This is a genomic window from Pseudomonas sp. Eth.TT006 (assembly GCF_054456575.1).
In genome coordinates this window covers 187,025-204,181 of the sequence record NZ_JBTJEN010000003.1, presented here as the reverse complement: position 1 = coordinate 204,181, position 17,157 = coordinate 187,025, and the positions used below count along the sequence as shown (strand labels likewise).

The 17,157-nt window shown below is 64.8% G+C and carries 4 protein-coding genes; all 4 read left to right on the top strand.

The window, feature by feature from the left end:
• The first annotated feature begins 160 nt into the window (after nucleotides 1-160).
• The 4 genes from gspE to ACXR0M_RS06860 all read left to right on the top strand — a co-directional run bounded on the left by gspE (nucleotide 161) and on the right by ACXR0M_RS06860 (nucleotide 17,149).
• Complete coding sequence (gspE, locus tag ACXR0M_RS06875) at nucleotides 161-1,567, top strand: type II secretion system ATPase GspE (protein ID WP_458831123.1); 1,407 nt, start codon at nucleotides 161-163, stop codon at nucleotides 1,565-1,567.
• A complete protein-coding gene (gene gspF, locus ACXR0M_RS06870; protein WP_458831121.1) occupies nucleotides 1,567-2,778 on the top strand; it encodes a type II secretion system inner membrane protein GspF in 1,212 nt (403 codons plus the stop codon). The genes gspE and gspF overlap by 1 nt, the downstream gene beginning before the upstream one ends.
• A gap of 576 nt (nucleotides 2,779-3,354) precedes the next feature.
• The gene (locus ACXR0M_RS06865; RefSeq protein WP_458831119.1) at nucleotides 3,355-4,464 is read left to right on the top strand and encodes a substrate-binding domain-containing protein; all 1,110 of its coding nucleotides are present in this window, start codon (nucleotides 3,355-3,357) and stop codon (nucleotides 4,462-4,464) included.
• 190 nt (nucleotides 4,465-4,654) lie between these two features.
• A complete protein-coding gene (locus ACXR0M_RS06860; protein WP_458831117.1) occupies nucleotides 4,655-17,149 on the top strand; it encodes a filamentous haemagglutinin family protein in 12,495 nt (4,164 codons plus the stop codon).
• The last annotated feature ends 8 nt before the right edge of the window (nucleotides 17,150-17,157 follow it).

The window sequence follows — 17,157 nt, the reverse complement described above, 5'->3', positions numbered from 1 at the left end:
ATGGGTACAACCCCAAACCTGTAGGAGCTGCCGAAGGCTGCGATCTTTTGATCTTGATCTTCAACGGCATCGATCACAGCCAAAGCAAAAGCAAAAGATCGCAGCCTGCGGCAGCTCCTACAGGGGATCGCATTTTCCAAGGAATTGGGGAGGGCCTGAGATGAGTTCGTTGCCCTACGCCTGGGCCAAGGCCCAGCGCATTCTGTTGTGCGACGGGGTGCTGACGGTGTGCCCGTCGACGCCCGGCTGGTCGATCAGCGAGGTGCGCCGGCAGTTCGGTGCGACCACGGTGCAGCGGGTGCGCGATGACGAACTCGATGGCCTGCTCGCTACGGCCTACGCCGACACCGGCAGCGCCGCTGCGGTGGTTGGTGCCGCAGAAAACGAAGTCGACCTCGACCGGCTGATGCAGGACATGCCGGAGATCACCGACCTGCTCGATACCCAGGACGGCGCGCCGGTGATTCGCATGATCAACGCCTTGCTCACCCAGGCCGCGCGCGACGAGGCCAGTGACATTCACATCGAACCGTTTGAAACCCATTCGGTGGTGCGCTACCGGGTCGACGGCACGCTGCGCGACGTGGTCTCGCCACGCAAGGCGCTGCATGGCGCGCTGGTGTCGCGGATCAAGATCATGGCCCAGCTCGACATCGCCGAAAAACGCCTGCCGCAGGACGGCCGCATCGCCTTGCGTGTGGCCGGGCGGCCGATCGACATTCGTGTCTCGACGGTGCCCACCGGGCATGGCGAGCGGGTGGTGATGCGCTTGCTCGACAAACAGGCCGGGCGTCTGCAGCTGGAAACCCTCGGCATGGACGCGCAAGTGCTGGCCAGACTCGATCACCTGATCCGCCAGCCCCATGGCATCGTGCTGGTCACCGGGCCGACCGGCAGCGGCAAGACCACCAGCCTGTATGCGGCGCTGGCGCGACTGGATGCCAGCACCAGCAACATCCTCACCGTGGAAGATCCGGTGGAATACGACCTGCCGGGGATCAGCCAGATTCAGGTCAACGCCAAGATCGACATGACCTTCGCCCTGGCGCTGCGGGCCATCCTGCGTCAGGACCCGGACATCATCATGATCGGCGAGATCCGCGATCTGGAAACGGCCCAAATCGCCGTGCAAGCCTCGCTCACCGGGCACCTGGTGCTGGCGACGCTGCACACCAACGACGCAGTGTCGGCGGTCAACCGCTTGATCGACATGGGCGTCGAACCGTTTCTGCTGGCGTCGTCGATGCTCGGCGTTTTAGCGCAACGCTTGGTTCGGCGCTTGTGCAATCAGTGCAAGCAGCAAGACCTGGCGACACCGGGCACTTGGCGTCCGGTCGGCTGCGCGGCGTGCAACCAGACCGGTTACAGCGGCCGCACCGGTATCCACGAATTGTTCTGCATCGACGACGACATCCGCACCCTGATTCACCAAGGCGCCGGGGAGCAGGCCTTGCGTGCGGCTGCCTCCAAGGCCGGAATGTTCAGCCTGCGCGAGGATGGTGAACGCTGGATCCGCAGCGGCGCCACCGCCCCTGAAGAAATCCTCCGTGTGACCCGGGACGCCTGATGAATCGCTACCGTTTTGAAGCCGCCGACGCCAGCGGCAAGATCGAGTCCGGGCATCTGGAGGCGGACAGCCAAGGCGCGGCATTCGGCGTGTTGCGCAGTCGTGGCCTGACCGCGTTGTCGGTGCACAAAGAAAGCAACGTCGCCCAACACGGCGGCGCAGGACTGTTCAGTGCGCGTATGTCGGACAACGATCTGGCCTGGGCCACCCGACAACTGGCGAGCCTGCTCGGCGCCAGCCTGCCACTGGAAGCGGCGCTGAGTGCGACGGTGGAGCAGGCCGAGAAAAAACACATCGCCCACACCCTCAGCGCGGTGCGCACCGATGTGCGCAGCGGCATGCGTCTGGCCGAATCACTGGCGGCGCGGCCACGGGATTTTCCGGAGATCTACCGCGCGCTGATCGCGGCGGGGGAGGAGTCGGGTGATCTGGCGCAGGTCATGGAGCGTCTGGCCGATTACATCGAAGAGCGCAACAACCTGCGCGGCAAGATTCTCACCGCGTTTATCTATCCCGGTGTGGTCGGGCTGGTGTCGATCGGCATTGTGATTTTTCTCCTCAGCTATGTGGTGCCGCAGGTGGTCAGCGCGTTTTCCCAGGCGCGTCAGGATCTGCCGGGGCTGACCCTGGCGATGCTCACCGCCAGTGATTTCATCCGCGCCTGGGGCTGGTTGTGTGCGGCAATCATCGCCGGGGCGTTCTGGAGCTGGCGCCTGTACCTGCGCAATCCGGCGGCACGGTTGCGTTGGCATCACCGGGTACTGAAGTTGCCATTGTTCGGGCGTTTCATTCTCGGCCTGAACACCGCGCGGTTTGCCTCGACCCTGGCGATTCTCGGCGGCGCCGGGGTGCCGTTATTGCGCGCGCTGGAGGCGGCGCGGCAGACCTTGTCCAATGATCGATTGAGTTTGAGTGTCAGCGACGCCACGGCCAAGGTCCGCGAAGGCGTCAACCTCGCGGCGGCGTTGCGGGTGGAGAACGTGTTCCCGCCGGTGCTGATTCACTTGATCGCCAGTGGCGAAAAAACCGGCACACTGCCGCCGATGCTCGAACGCGCGGCGCAGACCCTGTCGCGGGATATCGAACGACGCGCGATGGGCATGACCGCGCTGCTCGAGCCGCTGATGATTGTGGTGATGGGTGGGGTGGTGCTGGTGATTGTGATGGCGGTGCTGCTGCCGATTATTGAGATCAATCAGTTGGTGCAGTAGTGATATTGCGGTGTCTGGTCTGGCCTCATCGCTGGCAAGCCAGCTCCCACAGGGCTCGGTGGTGAACACAAAATCCGGGATCACCACAAACCCACTGTAGGAGCTGCCGAAGGCTGCGATCTTTTGTTCTTGATTTTTAGCAATCACAAGCAAGATCAAAAGATCGCAGCCTTCGGCAGCTCCTACAGGGAAGCGCATTTCAGCGGTGGGCCAGCGCCTGAGCGCGATGAAGACAGGGAAGCTGCAAAACTTTTTCACCGCCGCTGGCCAGCACCCGAGCCACGTTCTGCCCATCCTCGGGTTCTCCTTTCTGTCATCTGCAACCAACCGCCAACGCCTGCAGCCCGATTGCGCCAAACCCTTGTTCCAGACACCTCGAAATCCCCCGCAAACACCCGAGAAAATCCCCGGAAAATCACCGCTCAGCTCCCGAGGTTTTTTCCTTTATCTGTCACTGGAAGCTGCGAATTTCTCAGTGCGACTTCACCAAGGCCAGCGGGTCCGGGTGAGTCTTCCCTGTGTCATGCAAGTCATCCGAAACCTGTGTTCCCAACCCAGTTGAAAAGGAGATTCTTCATGTTCAAGCGCACTCTGATCGCCGCCTCCCTGACCGTCGCCGCACTGGCTTCCGCCCAGGCCATGGCCGCCAACGTAACCGGTGGTGGCGCCTCTCTGCCTGCCGCGCTGTACAAAGGCTCTGCCAACAGCATTCTGCCTGCCAACTTCAGCTACGCCGTGACCGGTAGCGGCATCGGCAAAAGTGCTTTCCTGACCAACACCGCGTCGCAGTTCGGCACCACCGGGACTGTGCATTTCGCCGCCAGCGATTCGATTCTCAGTGCTTCAGAACTGAGCACCTACAGCAGCACCTACGGCGCCTCGTTTGGTCCGCTGATCCAGCTGCCATCGGTAGCCACCTCGGTAGCCATCCCGTACAAAAAGGCCGGCAACACCACCCTCAACCTGACCAGTACGCAACTGTGTGATGCCTTGTCGGGTAGCAAAACCACTTGGGGTGCGCTGCTGGGCACCGCCGACACCACGCCGATCCGCGTTGTGTATCGCACCGCTTCCAGTGGCACCACTGAAATCCTCAGCCGTCACCTGAACGCGATCTGCCCGGCTAAGTTCGCGGTCAGCACCACCTTCACCAACGCTCGTCTGCCTGCCGGTTCGGCGCTGCCGTCGAACTGGGTGGGTGTGGCCAACACCGCTGACGTGGCTCCGGCCGTCAACGCCGTCGATGGCTCCATCGGCTATGTCGGCCCGGACGGCGTGAACGCTTCGAGCAACGCCGTGGTTGCCCGTATCAACGGCGTTCAGCCAACCAGCGCCAACGTCAACGCTGCACTGGCATCGGCTCCGCTGCCAACCAACGCGGCCAACCCGGCGCAGTGGTCGCCAGTGGTTGCCAACCCGGCCAGTGGTTATGCCATGGCTGCTTACACCAACTTCATCTTCGGCCAGTGCTACAAGGACGCCGCCGTGGCCGCTGACGTCAAAGCGTTCCTGACCCAGCACTACAGCACTCCGGGCAACGCCGTGGCGACCGCTGCTCACGGTTTCATTCCGGTTCCGACCAACTGGAAAAACGCCGTGACTGCCAACTTCGTCAGCAACTCCACCGGCAACAACCTGGACATCAACAACGCCAGCGTCTGCAACGCTGTCGGTCGTCCTTTGTAAGCCCCGTTTCACCGGCAATGAAATCGCAGCAGCCCTCGGGCTGCTGCTTTTTTTTCGCCGATTTACACCTCGATCATGAAGTTTGTGTGACATCCGTTCGGTCGTTGCCCTCGCCAACGGCCTATGTCGTAACCGCAGGTTTTTTGCTGGCCTGCCGCTTTGTGTGGCAATCAAAAAGGATCTCTCAGTGATGCTCGCTCGCCCATCCCGTCGCCGTCCCCGTGCCCAGGTTCTCAAGCGTGAGGGTGCCGATCCGGCGCTGTGGCTGCTCAAGCCACTGGCGCACGCGGTGGCCTTGTGTCTGGTGGCGGGGAGTGCCGAAGCGGCGACAGCGTTCAGTTCCGGCTGGTTCGCGGCCAAGGGTGCCGCGCAACAGTCTGCGGCCGCACGGCCAGGTGTCGGCGGTCTGCCGGGCGCGCCGCCGGCACTGGCGCAACAGCAAAAAGCCAATCAGCAATTGCAACGCTCGTTGCAGACCCTCAACAACACGGTGGCGGCGATTGCCGCGCAACAGGCTGCTCAGGCGGCCGGGCGCGCGGTGGCGTTGGGCAGTGTGCAAACCGTGCCGGACGGGCTGGGCGAGGGTGGCCTCAAAGTCGATAACAGCCTGACCCAGGGCTGGCTGAATGCCAAAGGTCCGCAGCAGACCCAGGCCGACGGCAAGACCACGGTGAAAATCGAACAGACCGCCGACAAGGCCATTTTGAACTGGGAAACCTTCAACGTCGGGCGCAATACCAGCGTCGAGTTCGCCCAGCAATCGAACTGGGCAGTGCTCAACCGGGTCAACGATCCGACTGCGCGGGCCAGCCAGATTCAAGGCCAGATCAAGGGCGACGGCACGGTGATGCTGATCAACCGCAACGGCATCGTGTTCAGTGGCAGCAGCCAGGTCAACGTGCGCAATCTGGTCGCCGCTGCCGCCAGCATCACCGATATTCAGTTCCGCGAGCGCGGGCTGTATTTCGACGGTAGCGGCAGCCAGCCGACCTTTACCGATGCCGCCGGCAAAGTGCTGGTGGAGCGTGGCGCGAAGATTGAAACCCGCCAGCCCGGGGTATCGACCGACTCTGGCGGTTATGCGCTGTTGCTCGGTAACGAGGTGCACAACGACGGCAGCATCAATACCGGCAAAGGCCAGACCGTGCTTGGCGCCGGCGACCGGTTCTACATCCGCAAGGGTGCCGGCACCGAGGGCAATACGTTCTCCACCACCTTCGGTAACGAAGTCACCCCCGGCTTCAAGCCAGGCGGCAGCGGCGGACGGGTCAGCAACAGCGGCTTGATTCAGGCCGCCACTGGCGACATCACCCTCACCGGGCATGAGGTGCAACAGAACGGCGTGCTGCTGAGCAGCACCTCGGTCGCCACGCGCGGCACCGTGCATTTGCTCAACCCGGCGAGTGACAGCACGGGCAGCGTGACGATGGCGCCGGGCAGTGTCACGGCGGTCATGCTCGACAGCAGCGACCTGACCGCACTGGACAGTCAGCATCAGGCTGCGTTGAGCGGGGTCAATCTCAACAACCGGATCCGTGGCGATCAGTCGCGTATTGATATCCAGAGCGGCGGCAGCGTCGATTTCCAGAATGGCTCGATCACCCTGGCCACCGGCGGCCAGGTCGCCGTCACCGCCCAGCGTCGCAGTCTGCTGCGCGATGGCGCAGTGATCGATGTCTCGGGGGCCATCGGCGTCAAGGTGGCGATGGAATCCAACAACATCAAGATCAACGTGCAGGGCAACGAGCAGCGCGATGCGTCGGTCAATCGCGAGAAAGGCGCGCTCAACAGCAATGACGTCTGGGTCGATGTGCGCGAGTTGGTCTATGTGCCGGCCGGCACCAATGGCTATGCCACCGACCGTTGGTACACCGCCGGCGGCCTGCTGGAGGTCGGCGGTTATCTGGGCACCCAGAGCCATGGCATCGGCGAATGGATGGCGCAGGGCGGCACGCTGAGTTTCGCCGGCAACGACGTGGTCACGCAGAAGGGGTCGCTGATCAACCTGTCCGGCGGCACACTCGATGTGCAGAGCGGCGAGATTCGCCAGAGCTGGCTGCGCGGGGCGGACGGTCGTCTGTATGAAGTCTCGCGCGCGCCGGGGGACGTGCTCTACACCGGGCTCTACAAAGGCTATGAGGAGCACAGTGAGCGCTGGGGCGAGACCCGTTATTTCCGCAATCCGCTGATCGCACCGGCCAGTCGTCAGGAGTCGGGTTACACCGTCGGCCGCGACGCCGGGCAATTGCTGGTGGGCACCCGCAACGCGGTGCTCGACGGACAACTGCTGGGCGATGTGTTCCAGGGCGAGCATCAGACCCAGGCGCCGCGTGCGGTGCTTGACGGGTATGAGCAACGGCAGACGGCGCTGGCGCGACGCGGACAATTGATTGTCGGCAGTTACCTGCCAGTCTGGCAGGCGGCCGCGGGCGGTTTGCTCTACAGCCTCAATCCGGTGCTGGATCAGGTGCTGATCGGCGGCAAGCCGGCGCCCGACGCACCGCTGGCAGACCTGACCGGCGAGGTCGCGAAGGACCGCGAGGGCAAGTTGTTGCTCGACGCCGATCAACTCAACGGTTTCGCCCTTGGCGCGCTGAAGCTGGCGGCGCTGGAGCGGATAGACGTCAACAAGGCGCTGAAGGTCGACGCTGGCGCTGACATCACGCTGTACGCGCCGGATGTGCGCGTGGCGGCCGATCTGACCGCGCGCGGCGGCAGCCTGACCCTGGGCAACGTGTTGAACCAACTGCGCGGCACCACCCTCGATGACGTGCTGATCGGTGCGCCGCTCGGCCATTCGGCTCAGGTGACGGTCGCCGGAAATGTTCACCTCGATACTCGCGGGCTGTCGACCAGCCTGCGCAGCGATCCCGACGATTCGGCAAGCCTGGGTTACCTGAACGGCGGCCGGATCTCGATGCGCAGCAGCGGCACTATTGATATCGCGGCAGGCAGTCTGCTCGACGTGTCTTCCGGCGCTGCGATCCTCGCCAACGGCAAGCTGCTGGGCGGCAAGGGCGGCGACGTCAAACTTGAGTCCAGCGCGATTTCCGCGCCGGGTGACTCGCATCTGCGCCTCGATGGCGACGTTTTCGGTTATGGCGTGACCGGCGCAGGTACGCTGGCGATTCAGGCCAATCGGGTGCTGATTGGCGCATCGGCGAATACCCCGGGCGTTAGCACCCTGCAACTGGCGCCGGGTCTGTTCGACAACGGTTTCTCGGCCTACAAGGTCACCGGCCTGAACGGCCTGGAAGTGGCCGACGGTACGCAAATTGATGTGTCGATGCCGGTTTACCGTCTGGCTGACACCGCGCCGAATTCGCCCGACACGGCCGGGTCGCTGCAGCTGTGGACGCCGGCGCTGTATCAGCAAGACCCGGTCAAAGGCCTGCTGACCCAACGCGCGGGCGCCAGCCTGACGCTGCAGGCCGGCGCCAGTGAACTCAACCTGTTTGACCCCGCCAGTACATTGAAGCTGGGGCAGGGCTCGCGAATCAGTGTCGATCCCGGACAGCGCATCAACCTGCGCGGCAGCGGCCAGATCACCCTTGAAGGCGAGTTGCAGGCCTGGGGCGGCACGCTGGATGTTCGCCAGCAGCCGTTCGGCTCGATCGATGTTGCCACGTCCCAACAACAGGCTGATGCCATTGCCCACAACCGCTCGATCTGGATCGGCGAGCAGGCAGTGCTGGATGTGGCCGGGCGGGCACATACCGCGGTCGATGCGTTAGGCCGGGTCTACGGCCAGGTCGACAAGGGCGGCAGCATCATCATCGGTGGCGAGATCGATCCGAAGCACGCCACGGCGACCGCGGCCGATGCGTTTGTGATTGTCCGTGAAGGCGCGCGTCTGGAAGCTTCCGGGGCGCAAGCGCTGCTGGATATCGCCGGACAAGGCCCGACCGTGGTGGCCACCGACGGTGGACGGATCATCCTGAGTTCCTATAACGGGTTGTGGATCGACGGTGAGCTGCGCGCCGCCTCCGGTGGCCACGGGGCAGCCGGCGGGCGCCTGGAGATTGCGCTGGAAACGCCGCTGTACAACCTGCAGAAGACCGACGCCGAGGTGCTGCGACCGCGAGAAATGGTCATTGCTCAGCGGCCGCAAGACAGCGCGCTGCCGGCAGACCTGCAGCCCGCAGAAGCGGCGAGCAGTCTGCGTTATGGCCACGCGCGGCTGGGCGCCGATACGCTCATGTCCGGCGGCTTCGACAATCTGAGCCTGCTCAGCAACGGCCTGTTGTCGTTTGACGGCGATGTCGATTTGCACATGCGCCAAAGCCTGAATCTGTACGCCGGCGCCGTGTCCCTGGCGCAGACGTCGAGCGATGCGGCGCGGATCAATCTATCGGCTCCGTCGATGCGCCTGTCCGGGGTTGGTGCTTATTACGACGTGGTCGGCACCATTCGTCCGCGGGTCATGAACGCGCCGGCCACGGCGCTCTCGGCGGCGCAGTTCAATGCCGTCGCCAATGTGCTGGATCTCGCCAACAGCCTGTCGTTCGGTACGCAGGGTTCGATTGTGCAGAACAACGCCGTGCCGGTTGAGGTCAGCCGTCGCGGCTTCGATCAGGTGTCGCTGACCAGCAGCGGTGACCTGCGCTTCCTCGCGCCTACCAGTGGTCAGGTGAAATCCGAACTGTGGACCCCGGGTGACCTGAATTTGCGCGCGGCGCAGATTTACCCGGCCAGCGGGGTGACGGCCGAGGTCCGCGTCGGTTATCAGCATCAGGGTTCGACGCTCGACAACCAGCGCACGTTGCGCATCAGCGGTCAGGGCACGGCACCGGCGGCCGTGCCGTACTCGGTATTCGGTTCGCTGGTCATGAGCGCCAGCCGCATCGAGCAGGGCGGTGTGCTGCGAGCGCCACTGGGGCTGATCAGCCTGGGCGATGATCTGCTGATCAAGACCCGCGAAATTGATCTGCTGCCCGGCAGTACGACATCGGTCAGCGCCGCCGGACTGCTGATGCCGTATGGCGGCACCACCGACGGCATCGACTATCGCTACAACGGCGCGGCGGTCAATTTGAACGGCATCAGTGGCGAAAGCGCCGGGGTCAACCTGCGCTCGCAATTCGTCGACGTGCAGTCCGGGGCCTTGATCGACCTGTCCGGCGGCGGCGATTTGCGCGGTGCCGGGTTTGTCTCCGGGCGCGGCGGCTCCACCGATGCGCGGTTTAATCCGTTGGTGCGTAATGCCAGCGATGGCACGTTCAGTCTGCCGGGGCTGGCCGCTAATCCGGTGTACGCGATTGTGCCGGGGGATCAGGCGGTCTATGCGCCGTTGCTCGGCGAGTCGGGCGCGGTCGATCCACGCATTGGCCAGCAAGTCACGCTCGGTGCCGGTGTCCCGGGGCTGGCGGCCGGCACTTACACGTTGCTGCCGTCCACCTTCGCCTTGTTGCCCGGCGCATTTCGCGTCGAGGTCAACGGCCAGGTCAGCGCGGGCGCGAGCCAGGGTGCATTGGCGTTGCGCAACGGTTCGTGGACCAGCAGCGCACGGATGTCGATTGCCAATACCGCGCTGCAGGACAGTGTCGCCAGCCAGGTGATCGTGACGCCGGCGCAGGTGCTGCGCCGTTATTCGCAATACAACGAAACCACGCTGGAGCAATTCATCGTCAGTGACGCCGCGCGCCGCGGCGTTCCGCGTGCGCTGGCGCCGATGGATGCCAAGCCGCTCACGCTGTTTCTCACCGAAGGTGGCACGCATCCCACGGCGCTGGATTTCAATGGCCGGATTGCTTTCGCTGCTGCCAAGGGCGGCGTGGCCGGGACGGCGGTGATTCGTGGCGGCAGTGGCGCCAATTTCGAAATTCTCGCAAGCGCACGCGCAGCCACCGCAGGCTTTGCCGGGGTATCGCTGGATGCCGACGCACTCAATCGACTGGGCGCGGCGCGCCTGGCCATCGGCGCAACTCCGACGGTGGTTTACGGCACGGCGGGCAATATCGTCAGCTTCACCGGCAATACCGACAACATCACCGTGCGCGACGGCGCACTGCTGGCGGCGCCGGAGGTTCTGCTCTGGACCAACAATGGCAACGGCGCGATCACTCTGGAAGCCGGCGCCAGTATCAACACCCTGGGCCGCGGCGACGCGCCGTACGATTCCAACAGTGGCTTCGTCTACAAGCCGGGCGCTGCGAGCCTGCTGGTGGCGTCCAACGGCTGGACCAACGTGTTGGCACCGGAAATCAATAACAGCACCGCCTCGGGCAGCATCCGCATTGGCACCTGTGCGCTCGCCTCGTGCGGCAATCCGGCGACGCTGTATTCGAGCGGCAGTCTCACCGCGGCCACCAACAATCAGTTCGAACTGACCGAGGCCGTGCGTTTTGGCACGCGCCATCTGGCACTGGCCGTCGGCGCGGTCAATGTCGGCAGTGCCGAGGCCCTGGCGGCGATCGGAGATCGCTTGCCGGCAGGCCTGACGCTGAGTCAGGGCGTGCTTGACCGGTTGTTGCGCGGCGACACGCAGTTCGGCGCCCCCGCGCTGGAGACGCTGAGCCTGACCACCCGTGATGCCCTCAACTTTTATGGCAACGTCAGGCTCGACACCTTCGATCCGCAGACCGGTCGCAGCAAACTGCAGAATCTGCTGCTCACGACCCCGGCGATCTATGGTCTGGGGGAAGCCGGCGACGTGGCGACCATCCGTACCAGCCATCTGATCTGGAACGGCGCGACCCAGGCCCCTGGCAACGTGGTCGAAGGCGGCGCGGGCACCGGGCGGGGCGCGCTGAACATTGAGGCTGAGCGAATCGAATTGGGCTATGGCGCTTATTCGCAGCCTGACGCTCTGGCGCAGAACGCGCGGCTGGCGCTGGGCTTTGCCAACGTCAATCTCAACGCCAGCGAGCGCATCACCGCCAACCACAAAGGCAGCCTCTCGGTGTATCAGGAGCAGGGCGCTTATGACCCGATCAAGGGGCATCTCTACAGTGGCGGCAACCTCAATCTGCGCACGCCGTTGCTGACTGGTGAGGCCGGTTCGGTGAATGCGCTCAAGGCCGGGGGCGATCTGACCTTGACCGGTGGCGCGGCTGCAGGGCCTGCCGATGCACTGGGTGCCGAACTCACGCTCGACGCGCGCAATGTGCTGCTCGACAGCCGGATCGCGCTGGCCAGCGGCAAATTGCAGGTCAAGGCCGAAGGCGATCTGAGCCTGGCCAGTGGCGCGGTGCTGGACCTGGCCGGGCGCACCTTGCCGTTCAACGATATCAACAAGTACAGCTGGGGCGGCGACGTCACGCTGTACAGCCGCGATGGCAATATCCGCCAGGCCGCCGGCTCGCGGATCGACCTGTCGGCGCAGAACAATCAGGCCGGTAATCTCAGCGCCATCGCCGTTGCAGCCACGGCGGGCGAGGTTGATCTGCAAGGTGAAATTCGCGGCGCCAGTAGCGGGTCCTACGATGCCGGTGGCACCTGGGTGCCGTACAAGGCCGGTGGGGTGGACATTCGCGCGCAACATCTGGGCGGCGCGTTGAATGAACAGTTTGCCGCGCTCAATCAGCGCTTGAACGCCGGGCAAGTCTTCGGCAGCCGCAGCTTCCAGCTCAAGCAGGGCGACCTGGTGATCGGCGATGGCGTCAAGGCTGGCGAGGTCAGCCTGTCGCTGGACAATGGCCACCTGGCGGTGACCGGGCTGATCGACGCCAGTGGCGAGCGGGTGGGCAGCATTCGGCTGTCGGCCAGCCACGGCTTGAACATTGCTGGCAGCGCGTTGCTCGACGCCCACGGGCGGGTGTTGCGCGTTGACAGCTACGGCAAGATCATCGACGCACCGAACCGGGCGATGGTCGAACTCAACTCCGGCGAAGGCGTGCTCACGCTCGGGGCCGGGGCGCGCATCGACCTGCGGCACGGCACGGACGCTGCCGTCGGTGCACTGGCCGGCCAGAACGACGGCCGCCCGCGCGGTACGCTGGAGCTGAATGCGCCGCGCCTGGGCAGCAATGACATCGCCATCGATGCCGCCGGCGGATTGACCATCGTGGGCGCGCGATCAATCGGGCTCAATGCGCTCAGGCGCTACACCGATGCTGCCGACGGTGTCGACCCGGCGGCCAGTGGCCGACCTTATCAGGTCATCGATCAGGCATACCTGGATCGTATTCATGGCGACAGCGAGCTGTTCATCAACGCGGCCTTGGGCAATAACGACCTGCTGCAGCGCAAGCTGGCAGGCTTGAACAACGCCAACTACGCCGCCGCGTTCCATTTGCGTCCGGGCGTGGAGATCGCCAGCAAAACCGCCGACGGCGATCTGGTGGTGCAGGGCGATCTGGACTTGTCCGGCTATCGCTACGCCAGCCTCAATCCCGACACACGCAAGACCGCTGTGTACGGCTCTGGTGAGGCGGGCAGCCTGGTGATTCGCGCCGGTGGCAATCTGGATATTTACGGCAGCATCAACGACGGTTTCGCGCCGCCTGGGCAAACCGTCGACGATGCGGGCTGGAAATTGCTGCCGGGCGTTCAGCCGTTTGGCGGGGACCTGATTGTGCCGGGGGCGGGGGTGACGCTGGCCGAGGGCACGCTGTTTCCTGTTGGCGCGAAGTTGAACTATGACTTGCCGATCCAGGCCACCACAGTGGCCGGTGGTACGCTGTTGCCCACCGAGGGCACGCTCGCCGCGCCCTACACCTTGCTGGCCGGCACGGTATTGGCCGCTGCCGTACACGATGCCTCAGGTAACCTGCTCTACAGCGCCGGAACGCTGCTCAACGCCAACGTGACCTTGCCTGCCGGCAGCCGTCTCGGCGCCGGGATCCGCCTGGACAACGCGGTCGCGCTGCAGGCCATGCTCTGGCCCAAAGGCGTCCCGTTGCCCGGCGCCGTGGATGGCGAGGGCAGCCCGGTGGGGGTGAAACTCAGCGGCGCGCTGGCGTTGCTGCGGGGTTCGCTGATTCCGTCGATGACCGATGTGGTGCTGGCGGCGGACACGGCCTTTATCGAGCTGCGTCCGTTAAACGGCACACGCCAGGGCACTAACTGGGCGCTGGCAAGCATGCTGCCGTCGGGCAGTGCGTCGTGGTCGATGCGCGTGGTTGCCGGCGCCGACCTGGACGCTGCGGATAATCGCCTGGTTAAACCGGTCAGCCGCGAGGCTGACTTGCGTCTGGCGGACACCCACTACGGCATGAAAGTCACCGAGAAAAAACTCGACAGCACCTGGTCTGCAGATAACCCGCTGGGGTATCCGGCGGGGAGTGTGGTCAGTGACGAGGACAGTTTCTGGTGTGACCTGATCCCCGGCGTCTGCGTACCGCCGGCCAGGTTCCTCTGGGCGGATGGCAACATGATGGGCATGCCCACCGGCAGCCCGGTCAGTGATGATGATCTGTTCTGGTGTGACATCGATCCGGGCAATTGCCTGGCCAACAAGGGCGGAATCACCACCAGCACCCACTTGCAGATGTTCAGCGTGCTGCGCACCGGTACCGGCGATCTGGACCTGCTGGCCGCCGGCAACCTGAGCATGGCTTCGCCGTTCGGGGTCTACACCGCGGGTACCCAGTCGAGCGATGTCGATCCGCGTTACAACCAGGCGCGCGGTCGGCTGTCGGACGACGGTTCGGTACTCGGCAGCGCGGGCAACGATTACGAAAAATGGGTCAATGGCGGTGCCGAAAGCCTGTACCAGGCCTGGTATCCGCAGCTGGGCGGCAATCTGCTGATCAACGCTGGTGGCTCGGTCTCCGGCGACACACTCGGGCGCCGAGGCGTGACGGCCGGCGCAACGCTGCGTGAACAGGTGGCCAGTGTGAGCGTGGGCAACTGGCTCTGGCGCCAGGGCAGCGGCAACGCCGATCAGCCTGCGGCGTGGTGGATCAACTTCGGCAGCTACGCCGCGCAGCCGTTGCCGGATCAGGACACTGACACCGGGCCGTATATGGTCGGCTTTACCGGTTTCGGCACCCTCGGCGGCGGCAACATCAGCCTGCGGGCCGGCGCGGATGCCGGCATGCTCCGGGCCATCGGCGATCAGCGCCAGAACCCGCGCAGCCAGGGCCTGATCGTGGCCGTGGGCAGCACGGGTCGGGTCGGCAGTGACGGCAGTCTGCAATTGACTGGTGGCGGCGACATGGACATTCGTATCGGCGGCACACTCAATCCGTCGCTGCAGGCACGGTCTGGGCAGAGCGGCACGACGCCGCCACGGCACGACCTGCAAGGCGCACTGATCAACTTGCGTGGCTCGGCGCAACTGGCCGGCGCCGCCGTGGGCGGGATCAACCTGCAATACGGCGCGGAAAAATTCCAGCAGGACCCTCGGGAAACCCGCGCCTTCGATCTGTTCGCGCCTACCACCAGCGCGGCGGGCGGCGGTGTGGTGCTGATCCCCGGCGATTCGGGCATGCGCGTCAGCACCCGCGGCGATCTGGTGATCGGCGGCGCGGCGGATCCGGGCCGGGTGCGCCTGCAGAACTCGACACCGTTCACCACTGACGATGGGGTGGTGCACGCCGGTGGTGGTCTGAGTGGGTTCTCGTTATGGACCGGGCACACCGCCATCGACCTGTTTTCCGCCGGGGGCAATCTCACGCCAAGCACGCAGATGGCGGAAGTCATCAGCTCGAGTGGGCAGGCGCTATCCGGCAGCAACAGCTCGCCGACCGATGGGCGCTACGTGTATCCGTCGATTCTGCGTGCGGTGGCGGCGCAGGGATCGATCTATGCCGGCCCGTCAGCCGCCTATGGCGCGGTGAGCGGACTGTTTCCGGCGCTGGGCTATTCGCTGTTGCTGGCACCCTCGGCCGCAGGACAGCTGGAGTTGCTGGCGGGTGATTCGATCTACGCCGGCGGCTATGCGATCAATCAGTCCGGCGCCAGTCTGGCCAGCATCGCGACGCCTTTTGCGCCGGCCTTCATGGGCTTCGCGAGCAGCGTCGCCAACCGCCCGCTGCTCAACAACTACAGCCCCGATGGCGTGATCCCGTACAAAAACCTGCGCTATCCGCTGTTTGCCTTTGGCGCCGACAGCTATTCCGGGCAGAACACCACGCAGGGGCCGGCACGTTTCTACGCCCTGAGCGGGGATCTGGTCGGCGTTCGCAGCGGCGAAACCCTGAGCTTTGCGCCCTCGGTGCGCACCTGGTACGAAGCGGCGGGGCCGGTATGGATGCTCGCCGGTCGCGATATCGTCGCGTCCGGTACTTTTCTCGGTCAACCCTCGACCGCACCGAGCGAAGAACTGGCCGGCAGCACGCAATACGTGGCGTCGACCGGCAACCTGTTCATTCATGACGACCCGCGGGATGTTTCGCGGGTAGCTGCCGGACGCGACATTCTGTACAGCAGCTTCGACATTGCCGGCCCCGGGTTACTGGACATCAACGCCGGACGCAACATCCTGCTGGAAGACCGCGCCAGCATTACCTCGCTCGGGCCGGTGCTGGCCGGTGACCGACGTCTGGGGGCCAGCGTGGTGTTGCAGGCCGGCGCGGGCGCGCAGGGGCCGGATTATTCGCGGTTCATCGCGCGTTATCTGAACCCGCAGAATCTGGCCAGTGCCGATGCCTCGTTGAGCGCGCAGCCGGGCAAAGTGGTCAAGACCTACCTCGACGAGTTGCAGAGCTGGCTGACGCTGGGCTACGGCTTCAGCGGCAACGCCGAACAGGCGCAAGCGTTATATGCCGCGCTGCCGAGCGCCGAGCAGTCGATCTTCGCCCGGCAGGTGTATTTCGCCGAACTGCGCGCTGGCGGTCTGGAGTACAACGACGCCGACGGTCCGCGCAAAGGCAGTTACCTGCGCGGTCGCAACGCCATCGCAGCGCTGTTCCCGAGCACCGATGTGGCCGGCAATCCGCTGCGCTACGACGGCGACATCACGTTGTACGGCGGAGCAGGGGTCAAGACCCTGTTCGGCGGCGACATCCAGATGCTCACCCCTGGCGGCGCTCAGGTGTTCGGCATCGAAGGCGCCGCGCCGCCGTCCACTGCGGGCATCATCACTCAGGGGTCGGGCAATATTCAGCTGTATTCCGAGGGCAGCATCCTGCTCGGCCAGAGCCGGATCATGACCACCTTCGGTGGCTCGATCCTCGGCTGGTCGGCGGAAGGCGACATCAACGCCGGTCGCGGCTCGAAAACCACCGTGGTCTACACCCCGCCGAAACGCGTTTACGACACTTGGGGCAACGTCACCCTGTCGCCATCGGTGCCGAGCACCGGCGCCGGTATCGCCACGCTCAACCCAATTGCCGAAGTCGCGCCGGGCGACATCGACCTGATCGCGCCGCTGGGCACCATCGATGCCGGCGAGGCGGGGATTCGCGTGTCGGGCAACGTCAACATCGCCGCACTGACCGTGGTCAACGCCGCCAACATCGCGGTGCAGGGCAAGACCAGCGGTGTTCCGGTGGTGGCGTCGGTCAACACCGGGGCGATCACCTCGGCCAGCTCCGCCGCGTCTTCGGCGACTCAGGCCGCTGAAGACGTGGCACGTCAGCAGCAAGCCGCGGCGCGGCAGAACCAGGCCTCGGTGTTTACCGTGCAGGTGCTGAGTTTCGGCAACGAACAACTGGCCCCGTCGCGAGATGGCGCGAGCCGCACACCGGCCAGCGGGTACAACCCGAACAGCCCGGTGCAGGTGCTGGGCGCCGGGGCGCTGGATGAACAGGCGAAACAGCAGTTGACCGAGGAGGAGCGGGGGCAACTGACGTTGTGAAGGACTCT

Bases quoted from the DNA above. Each gene is read 5' to 3' on its own strand.
- gspE (WP_458831123.1), top strand. From the start codon at position 161: ATGAGTTCGTTGCCCTACGCCTGGGCCAAGGCCCAGCGCATTCTGTTG.
- gspF (WP_458831121.1), top strand. From the start codon at position 1,567: ATGAATCGCTACCGTTTTGAAGCCGCCGACGCCAGCGGCAAGATCGAG.
- ACXR0M_RS06865 (WP_458831119.1), top strand. From the start codon at position 3,355: ATGTTCAAGCGCACTCTGATCGCCGCCTCCCTGACCGTCGCCGCACTG.
- ACXR0M_RS06860 (WP_458831117.1), top strand. From the start codon at position 4,655: ATGCTCGCTCGCCCATCCCGTCGCCGTCCCCGTGCCCAGGTTCTCAAG.